This is a genomic window from Streptomyces sp. NPDC058375 (assembly GCF_042723425.1).
GTDB classification, from domain to species: domain Bacteria; phylum Actinomycetota; class Actinomycetes; order Streptomycetales; family Streptomycetaceae; genus Streptomyces; species Streptomyces durocortorensis.
On the sequence record NZ_JBHXJG010000115.1, the window covers coordinates 1 to 22,727 of the forward strand.

Annotated in this window: 16 protein-coding genes, 1 tRNA gene and 1 pseudogene; 2 read left to right on the forward strand and 16 right to left on the reverse strand. The window is 69.1% G+C overall.

From position 1 onward, the window contains the following. Window positions 1–112: 112 nt before the first annotated feature. The 4 genes from ACFWM7_RS19560 to ACFWM7_RS19575 form a co-directional block, all read right to left on the reverse strand. Window positions 113–1,897 carry a DEAD/DEAH box helicase gene (locus ACFWM7_RS19560; protein ID WP_383262356.1) on the reverse strand — a complete coding sequence of 595 codons (1,785 nt, stop codon included), beginning with the start codon at window positions 1,895–1,897 and terminating at the stop codon, window positions 113–115. A gap of 156 nt (window positions 1,898–2,053) precedes the next feature. Further along, entirely contained in the window at window positions 2,054–2,437 is a 384-nt protein-coding gene (locus tag ACFWM7_RS19565; RefSeq protein WP_383262357.1) for a type II toxin-antitoxin system death-on-curing family toxin, read from the reverse strand. Further along, a complete protein-coding gene (locus ACFWM7_RS19570) occupies window positions 2,437–2,634 on the reverse strand; it encodes a ribbon-helix-helix protein, CopG family (RefSeq protein ID WP_032775118.1) in 198 nt (65 codons plus the stop codon). The genes ACFWM7_RS19565 and ACFWM7_RS19570 overlap by 1 nt, the downstream gene beginning before the upstream one ends. A 44-nt stretch (window positions 2,635–2,678) precedes the next feature. Continuing rightward, window positions 2,679–4,184, reverse strand: coding sequence for an MFS transporter (locus ACFWM7_RS19575; RefSeq protein ID WP_383262358.1), 1,506 nt, complete (start codon window positions 4,182–4,184; stop codon window positions 2,679–2,681). 225 nt (window positions 4,185–4,409) lie between these two features. On the opposite strand from ACFWM7_RS19575, the gene ACFWM7_RS19580 reads away from it, so the two are divergent. Then, window positions 4,410–4,484: transfer RNA gene (locus ACFWM7_RS19580), tRNA-Cys, on the forward strand. Between the two features lie 117 nt (window positions 4,485–4,601). Here ACFWM7_RS19580 and ACFWM7_RS19585 read toward each other — a convergent pair. From ACFWM7_RS19585 to ACFWM7_RS19600, 4 genes are all read right to left on the reverse strand, one after another. After that, the gene (locus tag ACFWM7_RS19585) at window positions 4,602–5,366 is read right to left on the reverse strand and encodes a hypothetical protein (RefSeq protein ID WP_383262359.1); all 765 of its coding nucleotides are present in this window, start codon (window positions 5,364–5,366) and stop codon (window positions 4,602–4,604) included. Window positions 5,367–6,062: 696 nt separating this feature from the next. After that, window positions 6,063–6,719, reverse strand: coding sequence for a hypothetical protein (locus ACFWM7_RS19590; RefSeq protein WP_383262361.1), 657 nt, complete (start codon window positions 6,717–6,719; stop codon window positions 6,063–6,065). After that, window positions 6,719–9,013, reverse strand: coding sequence for a hypothetical protein (locus ACFWM7_RS19595; RefSeq protein WP_383262363.1), 2,295 nt, complete (start codon window positions 9,011–9,013; stop codon window positions 6,719–6,721). Before ACFWM7_RS19595 ends, ACFWM7_RS19590 begins: the two co-directional genes overlap by 1 nt. Before the next feature lie 17 nt (window positions 9,014–9,030). Further along, window positions 9,031–9,465, reverse strand: a complete 435-nt coding sequence (locus tag ACFWM7_RS19600) for a hypothetical protein (RefSeq protein WP_383262365.1) — start codon at window positions 9,463–9,465, stop codon at window positions 9,031–9,033. Window positions 9,466–10,023: 558 nt separating this feature from the next. On the opposite strand from ACFWM7_RS19600, the pseudogene ACFWM7_RS19605 reads away from it, so the two are divergent. Beyond that, window positions 10,024–10,116 (forward strand): annotated as a pseudogene (locus ACFWM7_RS19605) (IS5/IS1182 family transposase); the annotation flags it as partial. A 163-nt stretch (window positions 10,117–10,279) separates the two neighbouring features. On the opposite strand, the gene mycP reads toward ACFWM7_RS19605, so the two are convergent. The 8 genes from mycP to ACFWM7_RS19645 all read right to left on the reverse strand — a co-directional run bounded on the left by mycP (window position 10,280) and on the right by ACFWM7_RS19645 (window position 22,520). Continuing rightward, a complete protein-coding gene (mycP, locus tag ACFWM7_RS19610; protein ID WP_383262366.1) occupies window positions 10,280–11,650 on the reverse strand; it encodes a type VII secretion-associated serine protease mycosin in 1,371 nt (456 codons plus the stop codon). Window positions 11,651–13,152: 1,502 nt separating this feature from the next. Further along, complete coding sequence (locus tag ACFWM7_RS19615) at window positions 13,153–13,605, reverse strand: hypothetical protein (RefSeq protein ID WP_383262368.1); 453 nt, start codon at window positions 13,603–13,605, stop codon at window positions 13,153–13,155. A 217-nt stretch (window positions 13,606–13,822) separates the two neighbouring features. Further along, window positions 13,823–16,177 (reverse strand): xanthine dehydrogenase family protein molybdopterin-binding subunit, encoded by a 2,355-nt coding sequence (locus tag ACFWM7_RS19620; RefSeq protein WP_383262369.1) that lies wholly within the window; start codon window positions 16,175–16,177, stop codon window positions 13,823–13,825. Window positions 16,178–16,253: 76 nt separating this feature from the next. Then, window positions 16,254–17,810 (reverse strand): (2Fe-2S)-binding protein, encoded by a 1,557-nt coding sequence (locus ACFWM7_RS19625; RefSeq protein ID WP_383262371.1) that lies wholly within the window; start codon window positions 17,808–17,810, stop codon window positions 16,254–16,256. Further along, a complete protein-coding gene (locus ACFWM7_RS19630; protein WP_383262373.1) occupies window positions 17,807–18,703 on the reverse strand; it encodes an FAD binding domain-containing protein in 897 nt (298 codons plus the stop codon). Before ACFWM7_RS19630 ends, ACFWM7_RS19625 begins: the two co-directional genes overlap by 4 nt. 352 nt (window positions 18,704–19,055) lie before the next feature. Then, window positions 19,056–20,765: a beta-N-acetylhexosaminidase gene (locus ACFWM7_RS19635; RefSeq protein ID WP_383262374.1), complete on the reverse strand. Its 1,710-nt coding sequence runs from the start codon at window positions 20,763–20,765 to the stop codon at window positions 19,056–19,058. Between the two features lie 4 nt (window positions 20,766–20,769). Next, window positions 20,770–21,681: a carbohydrate ABC transporter permease gene (locus ACFWM7_RS19640; RefSeq protein WP_383262376.1), complete on the reverse strand. Its 912-nt coding sequence runs from the start codon at window positions 21,679–21,681 to the stop codon at window positions 20,770–20,772. Then, entirely contained in the window at window positions 21,678–22,520 is an 843-nt protein-coding gene (locus ACFWM7_RS19645) for a carbohydrate ABC transporter permease (protein WP_383262378.1), read from the reverse strand. The genes ACFWM7_RS19640 and ACFWM7_RS19645 overlap by 4 nt, the downstream gene beginning before the upstream one ends. Between the last annotated feature and the right edge of the window lie 207 nt (window positions 22,521–22,727).

The window sequence follows — 22,727 nt, forward strand, 5'->3', positions numbered from 1 at the left end:
GGATCCGGGGCCGGGGCCCGGGATCCGGGGCCGGGGCCCGGGATCCGGGGCCGGGGCCCGGGATCCGGGGCCGGGGCCCGGGATCCGGGATCCGGGCTCACGCCATCCGGGCTCACTTCATCCGGGTCGCCCACTCCTGGACCTTCGCGATGCGCGTCTGGATCTGGTGGGCCGTGGCCTCCGCGCTCGGCGGGCCGCCGCATACCCGGCGCAGTTCGTTGTGGATCACGCCGTGGGGCTTGCCGCTCTGGTGGGTGTAGGCGGAGACCATCGTGTTGAGCTGCTTGCGCAGGCTCAGCAGCTGCTTGTGGGTGACGACGGGCCGGGCCTCGGCGGGCTTCTCCAGGAGGTCGGCCTCCTCGGCCGGCTTCTGACGGCTGTGCGCGATCTGCCGGCTCTGCCGCTTCTGGAGGAGGAGCTGCACCTGGTCGGGTTCGAGGAGCCCCGGGATGCCGAGATAGTCCTGCTCCTCCTCACTGCCCGGGTGGGCCTGCATGCCGAACTCGGCGCCGTCGTACAGCACCCGGTCGAAGACGGCGTCGGACTCCAGTGCCTCGAAGGGCAGCTGCTCCTCGGTCTCCTCGTCCTCCAGCTTCTCCGCGTCGGCGAGGAGCTTGTCCTCCTCGGAGAACGGGTTCTCCTCGTCGCTGCCCTTCTTCGGCTTGTCGAGGACGTGGTCGCGCTCGACCTCCATCTCGTTGGCGAAGTCGAGGAGCATCGGGATGGTCGGTACGAAGACGGACGCGGTCTCGCCGCGCCTGCGGGAACGCACGAAGCGGCCGACGGCCTGGGCGAAGAAGAGGGGCGTGGAGATGGTGGTCGCGTACACGCCGACGGCGAGCCGCGGCACGTCCACCCCCTCCGACACCATCCGGACCGCGACCATCCAGCGCGATTCGTCGCCGCTGAACTGGTCGATCTTCTTGGAGGCCGCCTTCTCGTCGGAGAGGACCACGGTCGGCGTCTCGCCGGTGACCTTCTTGAGGATCTTGGCGTACGCGCGTGCCGAGTCCTGGTCGGTCGCGATGACGAGGCCGCCCGCGTCGGGGATGCCCTTGCGGACCTCGGTGAGCCGCTTGTCGGCGGCGGCGAGCACGTTGGGGATCCACTCGCCGGTGGGCGCGAGCGCGGTGCGCCAGGCCTGCCCGATGGCGTCCTTGGTCATCGGCTCGCCGAGCCGGGCGGCGATCTCGTCACCGGCCTTCGTACGCCAGCGCATGTTGCCGCTGTAGCTGAGGAAGATGACCGGGCGCACGACGCCGTCGGCGAGCGCGTTGCCGTAACCGTAGGTGTAGTCGGCCGAAGACCGGCGGATGCCGTCGTTGCCCTCCTCGTACTGGACGAAGGGGATCGGGTTGGTGTCCGACCGGAACGGCGTACCGGTCAGCGCGAGCCGCCGGGTCGCCGGGTCGAACGCCTCCTGGCAGGCCTCGCCCCAGGACTTGGAGTCACCGGCGTGGTGGATCTCGTCGAGGATGACGAGCGTCTTGCGCTGCTCGCAGCGGTTGCGGTGCAGCATCGGGCGGACGCCGACACCGGCGTACGTCACGGCGACGCCGTGGTACTCCTTGCTCAGCGGACCGGCGCTGTAGTCGGGGTCGAGCTTGATCCCTATCCGGGCGGCCGCCTCCGCCCACTGCTTCTTGAGGTGCTCGGTCGGGGCGACGACGGTGATCTGCTGCACGACATGGTGGTGCAGCAGCCACGACGCGAGGGTCAGCGCGAACGTGGTCTTGCCGGCGCCGGGCGTCGCGACGGCGAGGAAGTCGCGCGGCTGCTCCTGGACGTACCTCTCCATGGCGCCCTGCTGCCAGGCTCGCAGCTTGTTGGCGGTGCCCCAGGGGGCGCGGCCGGGAAAGGCGGGAGAGAGGTGGTGGGAGGCGGTGGTAGTAGTCACGGTCTCCGGTTCGGGGCGCTCGGGTACGTGGGTCGCTGCCGCTACCGCACCCGGCCCGAAGGACCCGGCCCGCGATACGACAACCGGGCCACCCTACCGGGGGCCCGGTCGGGAACCCGTACGAACGGGCCGCGCCGGGGCCCGAGGAGACGGTGCTCACATGGTGTCGTGCAGAGCCCTCAGCCGCCCGGCGATCTGGTCCACGTCCTCAAGACTGCCCATGGCCACCTCGATGACGAGTTTGTATGCCTCGTCCTGGTCGACCTCGACCATGTCGGTCCCGTTGATGTCGAGGAACACGACCGTGGACATCCACGCCATGCGCTTGTTGCCGTCGACGAGGGGGTGGTTCACAGCCAGTGACTGCAACAGCCCGGCGGCCTTCTGGAAGAGGTCGGTGTACGCCTCGACACCGAACATCTGCGACTGAGGCCGGTGGACCGCCGAGCTGAGCAGCCCCAGGTCGCGCACCGCGACCTGCTGCCCCCCACAGGCGAGCTCCGCCAGGTCCAGGACTTCCTGGACCGTCAGATACTTCACTACTCCCCCAGCCTCCGCAGCAGATCGGCGTGGCGCACCGCGTACTTCGCACCGAGTCGACGGACCGACTCCCGGTCGGCCTCAACCTCCAGATAGCGGTCGATCGCCTGAAGCACTATGGCGTGCATGCTGCGCCCCTCCTGCTCGGCGCGGAGCTTCAGCGCCTCTTGCTGGTCCTCACGTATACGCAGGTTCATAGCCATACCAAAAAGGTACCACCCATGGGGCCATCGCGGTACCGTCACTTCTCCCGTACGACCACCCGGGTAGCCACCCACACCCCCACCAGCGCCACCCCCGCCATCGGCAGGAACACGGCGGCGAACGCGCCCGGCTGCGAGCCGGCGGATCCGGCCTGCACCGCCCCGTGCGCGGCCGCGCCCACCGCCCCGCCGCCGAGGGCCGCGAAGGCCGCGCCGCCGGAGGCCAGGAGCAGCACGTTGGAGAGCCCGTCGGAGATCTGGAGGGCGGCGGAGTTGGAGCCCGCCTCCTCGGGGGCGGACAGCTTCAGCAGCAGCACACTGGTGGAGGCGATCACCATGCCCATCCCGAAGCAGCCGAAGGCCCAGGCGACGGCGACGGTCCAGACCGGGGCGCCCTCGATGAGCACGGAGGGCGCGACGGCGATGGAGGCGGCGACGAGCAGCATGCCGGTCACCATCAGCCGCTCCCGGTGCGCTTCCATGCGCGGCCGGGACTGCACGAACGAACCGAGCGCCCAGGTCGCCCCGCCCACGGCCAGCGAGAGCCCGGCCATCGTCGGGGACAGCCCGCGCTGGGTGACCAGCATCAGCGGTACGAAGGACTCGGCGGCGATGAACGACCCGGCGGCGATCCCGCGCAGCAGGACCACCGAGGGCAGCCCGCGCCCCGCCCGTACGGTCCCGGTGGGCAGCAGCCCGCGGACGGCGGGCACCAGGAGGGCGGCGCCGACGGCGGCCGGCAGGAGGGCGAGCCAGTTCAGCTCCTGCCCCGCGTACTGGAGCAGCCCCGCCCCGGCCGAGATCCCCAGCGCGAGCCGGATCCGGCGCCGGTCGTACGGCTCGGTGGCGGCGGCCGGGTCCGCGGGCCCGGAGGCGGTCCGCCGGATCGCCGGGAGGGCCAGGGCAAGCGGAATCACAATAAGAACGGGGATGCCGACGAACACCCAGCGCCAGCCGAGCTGTTCGGTCACCGTCCCGGAGGCGAGCGGCCCGACGACGGAGGGGATCACCCAGCTCGCGGCGAAGGCGGCCAGGATCGCGGGCCGGATGCGCTCGGGGTAGGCCCGCCCGATGACGACGTACAGGGCGACGATCACCAGCCCGCCGCCGAGCCCCTGGACCGCCCGCCCCGCGATGAAGATCCACATGCTGGTGGCCGCCCCGGAGAGCAGCAGACCGACGCCGAACGCGGTGATCCCGGTGGCGAGCGGCTGGAGCGGCCCGCGCCGGTCGGCCCACTGGCCGGAGAGGACCATGGCGAAGAGGCTGGTGGTGAAGTACGCGGAGAAGGCGAACGCGTAGAGCGGGATCCCGTTCAGCTCACGGGCGGCGACCGGCATGGCGGTACCGACCGCCGTGGCCTCGAACGCGATGAGGAACACCACGGACACGATGCCGATGCTGAGCGCCCGGTAGGTACGCCCGAGAACCCCTTCGACGGCCGCCAGGGGGACGTCGGACAACGGGTCCGGGGAGCGATCGTCGGTCGCGGGCGGCGTGAGGCGGGCGGCATCGGTGCCGTCGCGCGGTTCGAGGGCGGTCATGGCCTCAGCGTAAGGGGCATGGCCCGGTTTGAACCCTGTCGATATACGGTCCCGGGCTCGGCCCTTGGTCGTAGGTCCGGAGCCCTGCGCCCCCGCCCCGGGTATGAACGGCGTATGGCAGTCGCATTGCGACCCGACCGGATTCCTTGAGGCGGCGGACGGCGACCCGTAGCGTCATGGACAGAGCACGGATAACGCACCACCGCACCACACCTCGCCACCCCCGACCGTGTGCCCGAGAGGCTCAGGGGCTCGACTGCAACTCGAGTTACACCGGTTCGAATCCGGTCACGGTCTCCAGCGCGAAGGGGCCGCTCCCAAGCAAGGGGACGGCCCCTTCGCCGTACGCGCAGGGCATCCGCGCAGGCCGTCCGCGCACGACGTACTCACAGGCCGTCCGCGCACGGCGGCCGGGGCTCAGCCCGTCTTCAGCGCCTTCATCACATCGCGCATGTCGCTGATCAGTTCAGCCCGGTACGCGAGCAGCTCGGGCTCCGGCGGCTCGTCCGGCGGCTCCTCTTCGCCATCGTCCGTGTCGTAGTTACTCCAGGCGGTCAGGGTGAGCGTCACGACGGCACCGCCCTCCACCACCTTCAGCTGCATGACGTTGTCGTTCAGGACCAGCAGATGGGCCAGGTCCCCGAGGTCCGGTACCCGCTCCACCTGTGTCACTTCCATGCCGTCGATCTCCGTCAGCGTGCTGCTCGCCTCGAACTCGGGGCGTGGGTCGGTCTCCTTGTGCAGCTCGGCCGTGACGGACGCCTCGTAGCTCTCCGTCCACCCCGCCGGTTCCTCGCCGCCCTGCGCCGCGGTGTCCGCCGGAATGAGGGTGACGGTGCACCTGATGCGGTGGAGAGCCGGATGCTCGATCCCGTCCAGTCCGGTCTCCGCCGGCTCGGTCTCTGTCGCCCTCACCACCTGGGCGAGGGCCTTGAGCTCCACGGCAGCACAGGAGTCGGACTCCACCCGGTAGCCGCGCAGGTCCGGCTTGGGGTCGCCGCCGATCCCGTACGCGAACACCCCCGTCGCCCACACCACCGACGCCGTCAGCGCCCCGCCGGCGGCCCACAGCACCCCGCGCCACCGCCGCCGCCCTGTCGCGGGCTCCCGATCGAACCCGCTCACCACGTCCTGGGACGAGCCCGGCTCGTCCTCCCCCACCAACTCCGGCTCAGAAATCACACCGGCACCTCCCCCTGGTCAAGGGGTACGGTACCGGCCGGGCTTCGCGCCGCGGCTCCATAGGTGACGCGGGGCAGAGCGACACTCGGGGCTCCTGCCCTCCGTTGTGCTCACAGCCCAGCTCCCTGGACATGGCCAGGGCGAAGGAATGGGCCAAGGTCGCGGAGGCGTCCGTCAACTCCTCCGGGGCGCCCTCGGGATCCCTTCCATGGACTACCACCGATCTACACCGAGTCTGAGGTGAGTTGGCGTGGAGCCGGACAACTTCTCGCTCCGGCAACTGGACGATGGCGACATCTGGAGCAGCCAGGGTCCGCTCCCCATCGGAAGCACCCGGAACTTCGGATCGAGTTCACCCTTCAGCAAGGGGGTCGCTGGTCAGGCCCCAGGTGATCTCCAGCTGATCACTCAGGATGTCGCCGATCGCGAACACCTGGCAGACGCCTCCTCATGCCTCGCTCAACGACCTTGCGGCGCGCGCGACGGTGGACCCTTCGGCCGACGCCTCGAATCGCGACAATCTCGTGATCACCTTCAGGGCTTCTGCCGCGACGGTGGAGATGGCAGTGCCGCCGCAGAGTTCCCTCGGCCCCGCGGAGCGCTCATGGGTCGCGCCGAGGCGGCTACGGCTGGAAGCCCCCTCACGCTCCCTTGCCCTCCCCCTGGCCACCGGCCGCAGTGACCGACCGAGGTAAGTCAGCGGAGAAGCCGTGCCGGTACAACCGGATCTCCGGTGCAGGCCAGTTCGTCCACCAAGGTTCGTGCGAACGTTGACAGCAGGGCTTGACGCTGCTCGACCGCCAACCCTGGATCCCTGATCATCATCTGCAGGGGAAGCTCTTCTGCCTGCTCCGGTGCTGCACCGGGGACACCGCATGCGACGAGGAGCCTCACGATGGGCTGCCCGGTCTCCAGCTCGACGAACACCTTGTCGTTTACCTGTCGCCAACTCTTGGCGTACTTCGGCTTGCGCATCGAATCGACGGTGAGTGCCGACCACTTGGCCTGCGCATCAATCACGTATCCGCCACCGCCCTCAGCTGGGATGTCAAGACGACAGGCGCTGTATGGATGGTAAAGCACATCATCAACTGACCACTTCTCGGCCTCGAGAGTCAGTGCGGCCGCCAGCCGACCCGGGCTATTGCGCGCTGTGGCATTCGCGTCACCGCCATCTACGGCGTCGACTGCCCTGCGGACGTTCTCCGTACCCAGGAACTGGCCACACACTTGGAAGCTGGCGGGAGTATGCACCTTCTTGTCCGCCTCAGAGTCTCCCGAGCACCCGATCAACACCAGAGCACACATAAGGACACCGGGTGTCGCGAACGCGGGAAACGAGCGCTTCATCATCACTTGACCTTCATCGACCGGTCCACGGCCGTGACGCCGCTGTTGTAGTCCTGCTCAATATCTTGGAAGAGATCGCGCCTCTCCTCTTTCGACATACCTGCTGAGTCGGCGTAGTGGAACATAGCAGCTGCGGCGCTGCGCTCACCCTGTGTACTCTCGGTTTCGATGCTGGTGAGCGCTTGATCGTCATTGTTGTACTCGGATTCTTTAAGGTATTCCAGAGTGTCAGTTCCGTACTGTGTGTTCACCGCACTGCCGGCCGCCTCCATCACCAGCGGTACCGCAACTGCGGCGACAACACCAGCGGCAGGCCCCAACACAACGGCCGACCCGACTCCGACCACGGCCGTCACCGCACCACTGACGCCGGCCTTGCGCCACTCCGCACTCTTCTCCATCGCCAGATTCTTCGCATCCTCATCGTTAGCGAACTCATCACGGATTCCAAAGCTGCGCGACTCATCGATAATTCCGTGAACCTTGGTCGCGTTTCCGCCGAACGCCAACGCATCTTCCGTGTTGTCTCCGAACGATCGAAGCCCGCTGGCCTGATACACCTGTTGAGCACTGCTCAGAGTCCGGTAGCCCTCGTCATCCGTGGCGACTGCGGTCATGAACCTCAGCGCCGCGTTCTCTCCGAAATCGGTCCTTTCGGATCCCTTGCGACTCATGAAGAGTTCTTCGCGTCCTACCGCATCTCCATAGCCGCCGAAGTTATAGGTCGAGTAGTTCAGGTCGTCAATGTAGGCGGCACCCATGCGCGCCAAGCTGTCCTTCATCGACTCATGCCGATCCCGAAGCCCGGAGTCCCCTCCGTAGCTGTCGATCACGTTCTTCATGATGCCCGCCGTCACCTCATCACGCTTCAGCGTGGGTGAGGGGTCGTCCCAGGCGTGCCCGGTGGTCGCCGCCTCCAAGGCCCTCCCGAGCGCGTCGGGCATGTACTGCGTGGCCTTCTTCGCATCGTCAGGATTGTGGCCGGTGATGTCGATGAACGGGTCGTATTCCTCGTTCTGGAAGAAGCCCAGGTAACTTGTAATACCCTTTCCGAGATCAGCGTCACCCCTCCCCCGAGTTCCGTCCTCGTTGTACGCGGTGGGCTTGTCGGAGAAGAACTGTTTTGCGGCCTCGGGACTATGCCCCAGGGCTTCCAGCATGCTGTTCACCGGGTCATAGCCGGATCCGTTGACACCCGAGGGGTTATACGGATTCTCCGGCCCACCGGGCACGCCCTTCGACGCGTAGAAGAGGTCGTTGTCCTTCTGCCTCAGCTGGACCACATGCTCGGCCATGGGGTTGAGGAACTTGGGGTCGTAGTTCCCGTACCGCATGATGCCGCCGAGCAGTTGGTAGCCGAACGGCCCGCCGTTGTCGTTCTTGGCGAGCGGGAAGCGTTCCGTTCCCATCTTGCGGAGCTCCGGCCCCCACTCCGCGGTGAACGCCTTGTCCTGCGAAGCGGTCGCCAGGTTGAGTCCCAGGTTCTTCTGGAGCGCCTGGACATCCTTGAGCCGCTCCTCATCGAGGTTCACGCCCTTGTGCGTATCCATGGCGAGCTGCCCGAAGAAAGTGAGTGCCTTCTCCGGGCCGAGCTTCTCGTAGAAGCCCTTGGCGAACTCGGGTGACTTGGCGTTGTCGCGTAGCAGTTCATTGAGCGCCTGAAGTTGGGCATGCGTGAGGTCGCGTCCCTTGCGCGCAAGGTCGGCCGCACGGGCGGCTTCCTCTTGGTCCAGATTCTTGTACTTCGGGCTACTGAAGTCCTTGCCCTCCGTGACATTGGCCTCAAGAGCGTTCCTGAAAGCGACGTCGGTGTCGTTGCAGTTGTCCACGATCAGGTCGATCTTCTTCTGCCACGACTCGATGTTCTTCCTCTCCTGCTGGAGCAACTCGTTGTAGTCGGGATCGTCGCGCGCCGCGTTGTTCTCGGACAGCGGGTTACGCGCCGTCACCTTGCCCTTGGCGTCCACATGGATGCCCGCCTCGCGCCCTTCTACCTCGCGGATGTTCACCAGATCATCCTTGGCCTTCTTGAAGGCCGTGTGCGCGTCCTCCAGGACGAGCTTGACGCCTTTGGCCTCGGCGACCGCGTCCTTGAACTCCTTGGCGGTCTTGCCGATGAAGCCTTTGGTGACGCCGGCGTTCGCACCCTCCCACTCGGCCTTGTCCGCCTTGACCTTCATGCCGTCGTTGGCCACCTCGGCCAGGCGTTGCAGCTTGGTGACCATCTCCGACCAGTCGTCGGCAGCCTCCTTCAGCTTGCCGAGCGGTGCGTCGATGATGTCCTCGTACTCCAGCACGCCAACTCCCCCGTGACTTACTTCAGATACTCGTTGAGCTTGGAGACACTGAGCAGCTTGCCGACGATCTCGACGTCGTCCTTGTGATGGGCGGCCTGCGAGTAGTCGAGGTGGTTCGAGATCTGCGCGCAGGCGTCGAGGAGCGTCTTGAGGTGTGTCTGCCAGCGGTCGTGAACCTTCAGCAGCCCGGATCCACTCACGAAGTTGCCGTTGGTGAGCGCGATGGCCGCGTCGAAGGTCGCGGGCCGGGCGTGGTCGCCGTCCTTCGACAGCCGCGTGCGCAGCTCGTATGCGTCATGCCCGATAGCGCCCAGGTCGTCATCGTTGACGGCAAGGTCAGCCTGGGACGGGCCCTTCGAACTTCCTGGTTCGGCAGGTACGCCATTAAGACGCATATCAACCCTTTGGGTCGATTCGGCGCGAAGCGTTGACCATTCTGCGTCGAACGTCATGAGTTCCCCTGTGGCTACTTGCGAAGTCCTCTGAAACCTCGGCGACTTCACCCGACAAGAATTCCCATAATAGCAACCTGGTATCGATGGGATCGCCCCGAACCATGCGGTCTTCGCAACTCCGTCACACGGAAAGAGACGAACCACCCTGCGAGCGACGCCAATCCCAGCCAACTACCACCCACAAGACTCTTGCCCCACACCCCCAGGAAGAGCAGGCTGCACTACCTACAGAGGCTGCATTGACGCGATAAAAGACTTCGTTTCAGCCAAGCGAATGAGGTTGAATTCCGCCATAACGCGTCCCATCACAGAGCAGAGCAACATGCGCTGGTCGCACACCGAGCATCTTCGCGTGGCCCACTGATCAGGTGACGGGCGCCGTGATACGTAACGAGCGGGTACCCAGGGAGCCTTGACCGAGAATGTGAGGTCTCCACCACGTTGCTCGGGGCCTCGGCGGTCATCTCTCCTGCCGCACTCGACCGGCCGTAGGCACTTGTGGACTGGGCCCTCATGCTCCTCGGCAGCCACGAGGGGGTACGCCGAGAACTCCGCCTGTTGAGGATCCCACCCCTACTGCTGGGCCGAGCGCACGACGTGACCGCTGCCCGGACCCACCGGATCATCCGGAACTGGAAACGGCAGGGTGCCCAGTTCCCGCCTACTGGGCAAGCATCTGGCTGACCAGAGAATGGTCAAACTGTGCACCGGTCACTACATGGGCAGAGACCGAGCGTGGTGTCGGCCCATCCCGGGAGCGCCGCGCATCCCATCACTCGACATCATGCCGAGCAGAGGCCTGGCACGCTCTTCAGCCGACGGAACCGGGGCCTCGGCCGGGAGGAGCCCCGTAGGGAGCGTCGGGGTACGAGTTGCTCGGCGGCGAACCGTAGGGAGAGTGCGGCGGCTGCAGATGCTGTTGGTGCGGATACGGCTGCTGTTGCCACGCTGGCGGAGCCTGCGCCGCAACAGCCTCTCGCCGACGGGAACGGACCACTAGCGCAGTGGCGACGCCAACCACTACGACGGCCGCGCCAGCTCCGAGGCCGAGCCAGAGCCCGGTGTTGCCGCCCTCGCCCGTGGCCACGGCAGCCGGTTCCTTGCTGTCCTGAGCACCATCCGCGGCCTTGGAGGGCTGCGGTGAAGGCGCCTTGGACGCCGCTATGGCGAGATCCGGAAGCGGGTACACATCTGCTGGCCCGGGATTCCCAGGCGTCTTGAGCGCGATACGCGGACGAACGATCCCGTAGCCGATCCCATCAGACCGCTTCTTGCCACTGACGGGACCACCTGCGGTGTTCAGCATGACCCGCAGAACCTGATTGTTCGTCCAGTTCGGATGCTTGGACCAGATCAAGGCGGCCGAAGCGGAGGCGAGAGCCGTTGCGCCGCTGGTGCCGTTGCCCTCACAAAGACCAGTCCCACCATCGCAGGCGTGGATCATCTCCTCGCCTGGCGCGGCCAGATCGACCTGGGGTCCGTAGTGTGAGAAATCGGACCTCGCCAAGTCGCGACCCACGGCGCCAACGCCGACCGCTCCAGGTGTAGCCGCAGGAAACATGACCTTGTTTCCCTTGTGGGCATCGTTCCCAACGCCCGCGAACACCAGAGAGCCTTTACTCAAAGCGTACGCGACAGACTCATCGAGAATTTGCGATCCCCGCTCAACAGCCATCGAGATGTTGATGACTTTTGCGCCGGAGTCTGTGGCGAACCGGATAGCCTCAGGCGTCGACCTATTGAAATTCTTTAGGGACTCCGCCTCGTTGTTCGCCTTCTGACTGAGACGAATCGGCAAAATCTTTACCCCTGGCGCCAGCCCGAATTCCCCCACACCTCCATCTCTTTCACCTGTTCCGGCGATCAGTCTGGCCATACGAGTACCGTGACCATCAATGTCAGTGTGCTCGTCCCCAGGAGTTCGACCTGCCAAGTCTTTACCCTTGAGGACACGCCCTCTCAGATCGGGGTCGGAATCGTCGACGCCGGTGTCAATCACGGCGACGGTGACTCCTTCTCCCGTGCTGGAAGCCCACATCTCATCCGCTTGCATCACGTCGAGATGCCACTGCTTGGACCTTATGGAATCAGCATGTGCAGGGGCGGGCATGCCTACCAGAAGTCCAACCAACAAGGCGATGGAGATCCGGGCAGGAGTTCTGCGGCGACTACCAATAGACATACGGTTCCCTCTGCAAGTATTGGTCAGTCGATAACCGGCGGCACGACGCGTCGAGCGCCCTGCTGCCACGTTTCCTCGTCCTCCGTCAGGTAGTCAGGCCTCTCGCTACCGTCGTCCCGGCGCGAGTTGCCAGCACGTGGCGAGCCAACGGCACCTCGCCCCATTGCACCAGTGCTGCGCGCACCTTCGCCGGACGCCGTGCCGCGCACAAGGCCCGTCCCGCCCGGCGTAAACGGCCGTGCACCGGACTGGCCCGGCTGCTGTGGACGGCCGCCCACCATTCCCCCGGCTTCGCCGGCGAGCCGTCGTCCGCCGACGATGCCGCTCTGTCCACCCCCCACAGCACCGCCTGGCCCATGCGTCATCGGTGCACGACCAGCGTGAGATCCTTCGCCACCGACCACTGTCCCTCGCGGCAACCCTGCCACCGGTCGACCCGAAGTCTGCGGAACAGGCCGACCACCGACGATGCCATTGGTCGGAGAGGAACGCCCGACTTGCCCATTTCCAGGACCACTTACCCCAGGCATAGCCAATGAAGGACGCGCAGAACTCACCGGTCGACCTTGACCATTCGCCGACGGGAGCGGGACAGTGCTCTTATTCAGCAGCGGTGGAGTTCCCCCGACCACAGGAGGAAATCCGACATCAGACCTGCCACCACCAGCCTGCCCGAGTACCGGAGTGGTTGTCGGCACTGATGGCGCCTCCGGACGCGCTATTACGCTGTCGATGCCCATGTGCACCGGAGAGGTAGCTGGCGGAGGCGAGCTGGCAGGACTGAAAGCGTCGGTAGAAGCAACCCTTCGCGGTGCGTCCTCGGCGGGTCGAGGTACAGGGCTCTGCATCTCCGGACTCATCGTGCTGTTGCCGACACTCGAGGTGGCTGGACCCAGTTGACTCACATCGTCGACGGTCTTATCGGCCCGTGGCATGACCACCTGCGGCGGCGGAGGAAACTCCGGCCTCTCCAGCTTATCCAGCTGGGCCACCGAGTGCGTGTACGTCTGGGAGAGCTTCCGCATCTCCGCCGCTGCGGCCTCCCGCTCCCCGTTCAGCTTCTTGATCAGCCCCGCCGAGTCCGGGTCGTTCCGTGCCGACTCCGCAGCCTTGAGGCTCGCCTCGGGGTCTCCCGTGGGGCGAGGGATCGCCGCCTTGGCCTGAGCGATCGCCGTGGCGGTTTCGGCCAGGCGCTGCGATGCGTCCTTGCTGAACTCACCCAGGCGCAGCGTGGAGTTGGCCAGATCCGCACTCCAGGTGCGGAACGAGTCGGCGCCGTCGCCCCTCCACTTCACGATCTGCGGGCGGACCTTGAGCTCTTCGCCGATCTTCGAGATCTCTTTCGCCGCACTCGACAGACGATCCGCCACACCCTGCACAGCCGTGCTGCTGGCCTGGTCCAGCCACGCGATCATCTGCTTGTGCGACATGTCCTCAAACGATGTCGAACCCATCTCACTCCCCCGTTCCTACCGACGATCGCCCTGCCAGCTCCACCGCCATCAGGCACCCCCGGTGTCATCGGTCGGCGAAGGCTGAGGCGTGGGCGGCGTCTTTTCGCCGTTTCCACTTCCCTTGTCCCCGCCCGGAACCGGGTTGTACTCACCGGGGTAGTGCTCCTCCGCACCCGCCTTGATGGCGAGCATGCGGTCGCGGATGTCCTGGTCCATGTTCTCGTAGCCCTTGTGCGACGCCAGGACCGCGATGCTCATGCCCTCGATGGAGTCCGAGAGCAGCTTCGACAGGGTCTCCAGCTCGCCGACGACCTTCTCGTACGAGGCGTACATGCCCTTTGCCTCCGGCCACCCCACGTCGCCGAACTGGCTGTCCTTGATGGACATCTCGCCCAGCTTCTTGGCGTCCGCCGGCGATGCCTTCAGGTCCACGAGGATCTCGTCGATACGGTCACGGAACTTGGTGAAGGATTCCAGCTCGGTGTAGAGCTCTGTGACCATGCTCTGCGCCGCAGCGACAGCGCCCCCAATGAATCCCCCGAAGACTCCCCCGGAGGAGCCGGCCCCTTCGGAGCCCTCTCCCGTCGCCACAACACCCTCCCCGTTGCCCTGCTGGTACAGCTTCGAGGATCACTGTAGCCAGCATCAGTGACAGCTCGCACCCTTTGATTGCACGTGCAATGCGCATCACACCGCCCCGACGGCGATAACGAGCCAGTCAGGGCTTGGGCGTTGCCACCGCCGCCTGGGGTCTGATGGGGAGTCGGTTCACCGGGCGGCCCGTGGCGGAGCGGACCGCGGAGGCTACCGCGGCGGGGGCCGTGACGACCGGGACCGCCGAGGCCGGCTTCGCGCCGAACGGGGCCACCACGTCGCGTTCCTCGACCAGCTTCACGATCCGGATGTCCGGGGCGTCCAGCGAGGTCGGGAGCGCGTAACCCGTCAGGTCGGGGTGGCGGATCAGGCCCTTCGCGGTGCGGAGGTTCTCCGTCAGGGCCGCGCCGATGCCCTGGGTGATGCCCGCCTCGATGCGGATCGCCAGCTGGGCGGGGTTGAGGACGCGGCCCACGTCCTGGGCCACCGCCATCTCGACGACCCGGACCGAGCCGAGCTCGATGTCCACGTCGACCACCGCCCGTACCGCGCAGAACGCTAGGCCGACGAACGCGTCGCCCTGGCCAGACTCGTCGAGCGGTTCCGTGGGGTGCGGGCGGCACTGGGCGGTCGCCCAGAGCTCCTTGCCGTCCAGCGCCTCCGTGACGGTGGTGGAGAGCACACCGTCGTACGAGGTGATCTTCCCGTCGGCGATCTGGAGGAGCTCCGTGGACATGCCGAACTTGTGCGCCAGCGGCTGGAGGAGTTGGGTGCGGACCATCTTCGCCGCCCGTTCCACCGCACCGCCCGACACCCAGGTGTGGCGGCCGTGCGTCGCCGGGCCCGCGGGCGGCTGGTCAGTGTCCACCGCCGCTACGTGGACCTCGTCCACGCCCAGGACCTCCTGGACGATCTGGCGGGCCAGGGTCGTGAAGCCCTGGCCCGTTTCGACCGCCGCGCAGATGACGGTGGCCACGCCGTCGTGGACCCTGACCGTGGCCGTGGAGACCTCGTCCGTGCCCTCGGCGCCGAGCATGTGGACCATGCCCAGGCCGTAGCCGACGCCCCGGCGCACCGCCCCCGGCTCCCCCGCGCCCTCGGGGCCGCCCGGCAGCAGCCAGTCGTCCTCCGGGGCGTCCTTGGGGAGGGCGGGGAGGGGGAAGCCGCGTACGGCCTGGAGCAGTTCGGCGACCGGGGCCGGGCAGGTCACCGTCTGGCCCGTGGGCAGGATGTCGCCCGTGGAGAGCGTGTTGCGCAGCCGCAGTTCGGCCGGGTCGATGCCCAGCTTCGCGGCCAGCTTGTCCATCTGGCCCTCGTACGCCGCGCAGACCTGCATCGCGCCCTCGCCGCGTACGTGACCGGAGGGCGGGTTGTTCGTCCGGACCGCCCAGCCCTCGATGAAGGCGTGCGGGACGACGTACGGGCCGCAGGCGAACGCCACGGCCGCCGCCAGGGATTCGGAGGAGGCGTCGGCATACGCGCCCGCGTCCAGGAGGATCTGGGCCTCCACCTTGACCAGCCGGCCCTCCGCGTCCGCGTGGTGGCGGTAGCGCAGGAGGGTGGGGTGGCGGTGGGTGTGGCCGAGGAAGGACTCCTCGCGGCTCGCGGCCAGCTTCACCGGGCAGCCGGTGCGCAGCGCGAGCAGGCCCAGCGGGATCTGGAAGCCGGGGTCCTCGCGGTCGCCGGTCGCGCCGGGCACCCCGGTCACGACGACCTTGACCCGGTCCGGCTCCAGGCCGAAGCAGGCGGCGATCAGGTCGCGGTCGGTGTGCGGGTCGGTGGAGGCGGTGTAGATCTCCACGCCGCCGTCGGGCCTCGGCACGGCGAGGCCGGCCTCCGCGCCGATGGGGGCCGGGTCCTGGCGGCCGATGCGGTAGAGGCCCTCGACGACGACTTCACCCGCCGCCTCGGCGTCGCCGTAACGGAGGGGGATGTGGCGGATCAGGTTGCCATCGGGGTGCAGGGGCTCCGCCGCGAACGCCTTCTCCGGGTCCGTGACCGGCTCCAGCACCTCGTACCGTACGGCGATGGCGGCGGCGGCCAGCCGTGCCGTGTCCGGGTGGTCCGCTGCGACCGCGGCGATCGGCTCGCCGTGGTGGCGCACCAGGTCGGAGGCGAACACCGGGCGGTCCACCACATGGCGGCCGTAGTTGCTCTCCCCCGGCACGTCCTCGTGCGTGACGACCGCCCGCACCCCGGGCATCTCCTCGGCGCCCGAGGTGTCGATGGACACGATCCGGGCGTGCGCGTGCGGGGAGCGCAGCACGGCCGCCCACAGCAGGCCCTCGGCCCAGAGGTCCGCGGCGTACGGGAAGGTGCCCTCGGTCTTCGCGCGGGCGTCGGCGGCGGGGAGCGACGCCCCGAGGCCCAGCTGGGGCTGCTCCTGGTCCCGGCCGCCGCCGGGTCCGCCGCTCAGCGCGTCGATCCTGGGCAGGCTGGTGCTGGTCGCGTTGGCCGCGGTGGCCGCGTCGCTGCTCACGCCGCCTCCTTGTCGATCACGTGGTGCTGCTGGTGCCGCGTGTGCTGCTGCTGGACGGCGGGGCCGCGGGCTCGCCTCACAGCGCCTCTCCCTCGTGCGGGTGGGGGCCCTGCTGCACGCCGCCGGCGCCCGGCTCGGCCTGGTGTGGGATGCGCGCCTCGTCCGGGGCCGCCGCCGCCTCGGCGCTCGCCTCGCGGGCCGCGACGACGTCGGCGACGGCGTCGAGCACGCCCCGGTAGCCGGAGCAGCGGCAGAGGTTGCCGCAGAGCGCCTGGCGGGTCTCCAGCTCACTGGGGGCGTGGTTGCCCTCCAGCAGGTCGTGGACGGTCATCGCCATGCCGGGGATGCAGAAGCCGCACTGGACGGCTCCGCAGGCGGACAGGGCGCGCTGGACGTCGGAGGGCTCGCCGTCGACGGCCAGGCCCTCGACCGTACGCACCTCGCTGCCCGCCGCCGTGGCCGCGGGGACCAGGCAGGAGGCGACCAGCCGGCCGTCGACCTGGACGTTGCACGCGCCGCACTCGCCCTGCGAGCAGCCGTCCTTGGCCCCGGCCAGGCCGAGGCGCTCGCGGAGCACGTAGAGCAGGGACTCGCCGATCCAGGCGTCGCTGACCGGGCGGTCCACGCCGTTCACATGGAGCAGGTAGGACGCGGCGGGGTGCTCGCTCGGTACGTCGGAGAGGGCGGGGGTCTCGTCGGGGGCGGCGGGGGTGCCATCCGTGAGGGCCGTGGAGGCGGCGGTTTCGGTTGCGGTGAGGCCGGTGTCCGACAGTGCCTCCGTCTCCGCTTCCGCTTCGCCCTCCTCGGACGCGTTCCCCTCGGCTTCCGGCTCGGCTTCGGGTGCCGCCGCCGGGGACTCCGCCGCCGGTTCCGCTTCCGGGGCCTCGTCCGTCACGGGTACAGGAGCGGCCTCCGGTTCCGGTGTGGCCCAGGGGGCGGGGGCGCCGCCGGGCAGCGTCGCCGGGCGGGCGCTGTCCGCGTACCACTGCGGGGTGTGCGCCGAGGCCAGGAACTCACCCGATTCGTCCGGGAGATCCCCGTCCGCGACCGGGATCGTCCACTCGCCCGTGTGGCCCGTGTGCGCTGTGTGACCCGTGGGGGCCGAAGCGTCGGCCTCCCCGGTCGCCTGGGCCGCCTCCGGGGCCGACGCCGTCTCCCCCAGGGCTTCCGTGAAGTTCCACTGCGCCGTGGCGTGCGAGGTGTCCTGGTACGGGCCCTGGTAGCCGCTGGGCACGCCGCCCTGCTGGTTCGGGTCCGGCCAGTGGACCGCGCCGGTCTCCTGGGCGGCGGCCTCCTGCGCGGCGGCGGCCTCCTGGGCGCGTCGCTCGGACTCGGCCTGCTGGGTCTGCGTCTGGATCACCCAGCTGCCCGTCGCCGCCGGGTCCAGACCGGCGGCCGGGGTCAGCGGAACGATCATCGGCGGGACGTATCCGTGCCCGGGCGCGGCCAGCGGGATGTTCGCCAGGTCCTCCGGCGACAGGTGGACGAAGGCGGTGGCGTCGGCCGCGGTGGCGTCGGCGTCGAAGCCGTCGCCCTGCGGGGTCGGCTCCCAGCCGCCGTAACGGGGGTCCGGGCCCTCGGAGTGCCCCTGCCCCTGCTGCCCGGGCCGGTTGGCGGCTTCCTCATTGCTCACGACAGTGCCCTCCCCAGCGCGCGTCGGGCGAGCGCGGCGACGGTGCGCCGCAGGTGCAGGACGGCCGGGGACAGCGGCGGGGCCTCTGATCCGTCGGCCGGTGGTGCGTGGTCCGGGATGCAGGCCGCGGCGACGTACTCGCCGAAGGCGGCCAGCGCGTCGGGGGCCAGGCCCCGCTCGCCGTCCCAGTCGATCAGCGAGGCGATCCACTGCTCCGCCTCCAGCGGGCGCAGCGGCATCGGGGCGATGGCGCCGACCGCGCAGCGCACGCCCCGGCGGGCCGGGTCCAGGACGATGGCCACCGAGGCGGTGGCGCGGCCGGGGCCGGTGCGTCCGGTGGCCTTCAGGAAGACCTGCGGGGCGTGCAGCAGCGGTACGCGGACGAAGCCGATCAGCTCCGCGGGCTCCAGCAGTTCGCGGCCGGCCAGCAGGTGGGAGACGGGGATCTCGCGGCGGGCGCCGCCGGGGCCGGCGATGACGAGCTCGGCCTCCAGCGCGGCCAGCACCGGCAGGGCGTCGCCGGTGGGCGCGGAGGTGACGATGTTCCCGCCGAGCGTGCCCGCGTTGCGGATCTGGGGCGGGCCGGCCGCGCGGGCGGAGGCGGCCAGGGCGGGGATGAGGGCGGCGAAGTCGGGGCGGCCCATCCGGGCGTGGGTGAGTCCGGCGCCCAGGAGCGCGTGGCCGTCCTGGTAGTGCCAGCCGCGCAGCTCGCTGATCCGGCCGAGGCCGACCAGCCCCGAGGGGCGCAGGAGCCCCTTGTTGACGGCCGCCATCAGGTCCGTTCCCCCGGCGACCGGAACGGCTGCGGGCATGGCGCCGAGAGCCGCCACGGCCTCGTCCAACGAGGCCGGCAGCGTCACCGACTGCATCGCCTGCGGTGCGTGCGTGGTCAACCCAGCTGCCCCTTCCCGGTGTCCCGGCGCTCTGGCCTGTTCCGCCGTACGGTACGTGTTCACAGCCCGGACGTGGCAACTCTGGCACATCTTCCGATCGGACCGGCGCGAGGGTCCGCGAAGGGTGGATCCGTCCCTGACCTGCGGGATGTTCCGGTTTCGCATGTCTTCGGCGGGGAGGGTGAATTGCCACTCTTCAGCGAGGCTTGTACGACTTATGCCGTTCGCGCTCCCGCCCCGCCCTGCGTCGGCAGGCGGGGCGGGGGCGGACGCGCGTCGGCCGCAGCGGTCCCCATGGGCTTACCGGAGGGCTCCCCGGAGGACGGCTGCGGCCGACGGGCCGGTGCGCGGGTCACACCACCGGAGGCTCTCCCTCCAGCGGGCGGCCGAGGATGCCGGGGCGCTGCTGGCGGGGGTAGGGGCCGCCCGGCGGGCGGTAGTCGACGCCGAGGGCGTCGAGGCGGGCGTAGTGGGTGGTCATCCGGGCGTCGAAGGCGGCGAAGTCGCGCTCGGCGGGGGCCGGGAGGGCGGACCAGGCGACCTCGGCGAAGGCGGCGAGGCGTGGGAAGACCTGGTAGTCGACGCGGGCCCGGTTCTGCATGACCTCGGTCCACACGTTGGCCTGGGTGCCCAGGATGTGACGGGCCGCCTCCTCGCTCAGGCCCGGCGGGACGGGCTCGAAGCGGTAGACGTCCTCCAGGGTCCTGACGTACCCGATGGGCATCGGCTCGTCGGGGCCGCCGTCCTGACGGTGGTCCAGATACACCTGCTGCTCGGGGCACATGACCACGTCGTGCCCGGCCTCGGCGGCCGCGATGCCGCCGCCGTAACCGCGCCAGGAGGAGACCGCGGCTCCTTCGGCGAGGCCGCCCTCCAGGATCTCGTCCCAGCCGATGAGGCGGCGGCCCCGGGCGGTGAGCCAGGCGTCGAAGTGGCGGATGAACCAGGACTGGAGGCCGTCCTCGTCCTTCACGCCGAGTTCGGCGATCCGGGCCTGGGCGAGCGGGGACTCCTTCCACTGGTCCTTGGGGCACTCGTCGCCGCCCATGTGGACGAAGGGCGAGGTCTCGGCGGGGAAGAGTTCCAGCACCTCCTCCAGGACGCCCTCGAAGAAGCGCAGGGTGTTGTCAGTGGGGGCGAGTACGTTCGGATTGACACCCCAGGTGTCCCAGACGGAGAGGGTGGTGGTGTCGATGACGTCGGTGTTGCCCAGCTCGGGGTATGCGCTGATCGCGGCCTGCGAGTGGCCAGGGATGTCGATCTCGGGGACGACCCGGATATGCCGCTCGGCGGCGTAGGCGACGATCTCGCGGATGTCGTCCTGGGTGTAGAAACCGCCGTAGGGGGTCTCGTCCCACAGCTCGGAGGCGCGGTGGCCGTATTTGGTGCGCGAGCGCCAGGAGCCGACCTCGGTGAGGCGCGGGTAGCGCTGGATCTCGATGCGCCAGCCCTGGTCGTCGGTGAGGTGGAAGTGGAAGACGTTCAGCTTGTGGGCGGCCAGCAGGTCCAGGTAGCGCAGGACGTCGTCCTTGGGCAGGAAGTGCCGCGAGACGTCGAGCATCATCCCGCGCCACCCGAAGCGGGGTTCGTCCTCGACGACGACCGGGGGGATCTCCCAGGTGCGGCCCGGGGCGAGGGGGGCGCGCCGGAAGGCGTCCGGGCCGAGGAGCTGACGGAGGGTCTGCGCGCCCCGGAAGACGCCGGCCGCCGTGCCGCCCGTGATGCGTACGGCGTTCGCCTCGACGGCCAGACGGTAGCCCTCGGGGGCGAGCGAGTCGTCGAGGGCCAGCACGATGCCCCGCCCGGTCGAGCCGGTGCCGGAGCCGTCGCCCGCGCCGGTGCCCGTGCCGTCGCCCTCGGGCAGGGGCAGCCCGGTGGCCGGGCCGAGCGTGGCGCGCAGCCAGCGGGCGACGCCCTCGGTGCCCGGTGCGGCGGTCACCGGGGTCGTGTAGCCGAGCGGGTACGGTCCGGCGGCGGCCGCGGTCACGGTGCGCGGGGCGGGGATCAGGCCGAGGACCGAGGCGTCCACGGGGCCCGGGGAGGGGGGGTTCTCGGGTGTCATGACGTCAGTCCTTAACCGCTCCGCCCAGTCCGGAGACAAGGCGTCGCTGTACGAGTACGAAGAAGACCAGTACGGGGATGGTCATCACCGTCGAGGCTGCCATGATCCCTCCCCAGTCGTTCTCGTCCGGCTTGAAGAAGACCAGCAGCGCCATCGGCAGCGTCGACTGGGACGTGTCGCTGATGATGAACGACTTCGCGAACAGGAAGTCGTTCCAGGTGGTGATGAAGGAGAAGACGCTCGTCGCGACCAGGCCCGGGAAGACCAGCGGGAAGAGGATCTGCCATAGGAACCGCGTACGGCTGGCCCCGTCGATGTAGGCGGCCTCCTCCAGGGCCTCGGGGACGGCCTTGACGAAGCCGCGCAGCATCCAGATGGCGAACGGCAGTGAGAAGGCCAGGTGCGGCAGGATCAGCGAGCCGAGCGTGTTGAGCTGGCCGAAGTCCCGCATCAGGAAGAACAGCGGGATGGTCAGCGCCTCCACCGGCACCATCTGCGCGACCAGGAACATGATCAGCAGTGTGGTGCGGAACTTGAAGCGGAAGCGGGTCACGGCGGTCGCGGCCAGGAAGGCCACCAGCGCGGAGAGGATGACGACGGTGCCCGCCACCAGCAGGCTGTTGAGGAAGTAGCGGCCGAAGTCCTGCTGTTCGAAGACCCGGCGGAACGAGTCGAGCGAGGGGGCGAGCGTCCAGGGGCGGGCGTCGGTGGACTGGATCTCCCCGGCCGGTTTGAAGGCGGAGAGCACCATCCAGTACAGCGGGAAGGCGACCGCGACGGCGATGAGCAGGGCGGCGGCCTCGGCCATCAGCCTGCCGGGGCGCTTGACGCGCAGGAGCCCGGCGAGGCCGCGGCCCTCACGTGCGGCGGCGCGTACGGGACGCTCGTGCACGGCACTGTCGGTCGTCGCGCTCACAGTTCCTCCCCCTGGCGGCGTACGAGACGCAGATAGACCAGCGTGACGGCCAGCAGGATCACCAGCATCACGACGCCGATCGCCGATCCGAGGCTGTACTGCGAGGACGCGAACGCCTTCTGGTACGCGTACACGTTGAGCACCAGGTTCTGGCCGGCGATGCCGCCGCCGTTGGTCATGACATAGATCTGGGTGAAGACCTTGAAGTCCCAGATGATCGACTGGATGGTGACGACGATCAGGATGGGCTTGAGCATCGGCGCCATGATGGTGCGCCAGATCCGCCACTGGGACGCGCCGTCCAGCGAGGCGGCCTCCAGCACTTCGGTGGGGATGGCCCGGATGCCCGCGTACACGGTGACCATCACGAACGGGAACGAGCACCACAGGACTTCGAGGAGGACGAGCGCGAAGGCGCTGTAGCGGCCGTACGTCCAGGAGAAGTCGCCGAGTCCGAGCACCTTGTTGACCGGTCCGAAGTCGGGGTCGAAGAGGAAGACCCAGACGGTGGAGCCGGTGATCGCGGGGGTGGCCCAGGCGCCGAGCGCGGCCATCATCAGCGCGAGCCGGGGCAGGGCGCGGATGCGGGTGAGCAGGACGGCGAGTGCGCAGCCGACGGCCAGGGTGGAGACGACGCAGGCCGCCGCGAAGAGCACGGTGGCGAGCAGGACCTGCCAGAACTGGCTGTCGTTGAAGAGGGTGGCGTAGTTGCCGAACCCCTGGAAGGTAGTGGGTTCGCCGCCGCTGACCTGGGCCTGGGTGTACTCCAGGAACGAGATCAGGCCCAGCTGGTAGATCGGGTAGACCAGCAGTCCGGCGAGCAGGACGAGCGCCGGCAGGAGGTAGAGCCACGGGGTCCAGCCGGAGCGGTTCGCGGGCGAGGCGGACCGGCCGCGCCGGGGCGGGCGGGCGGCCGGGGGGGCGGCGCCCCCCCCGGGCGGGGGGGGCCCCCGGGGGGCCCCGGGGGCCCCCCCCCCGGCCCCGGGCGGGCCGGGGGCCCGCCCCCGCGCCCCGGGGGACGCCGAGGGCGTGGGCCACCTCCAGGG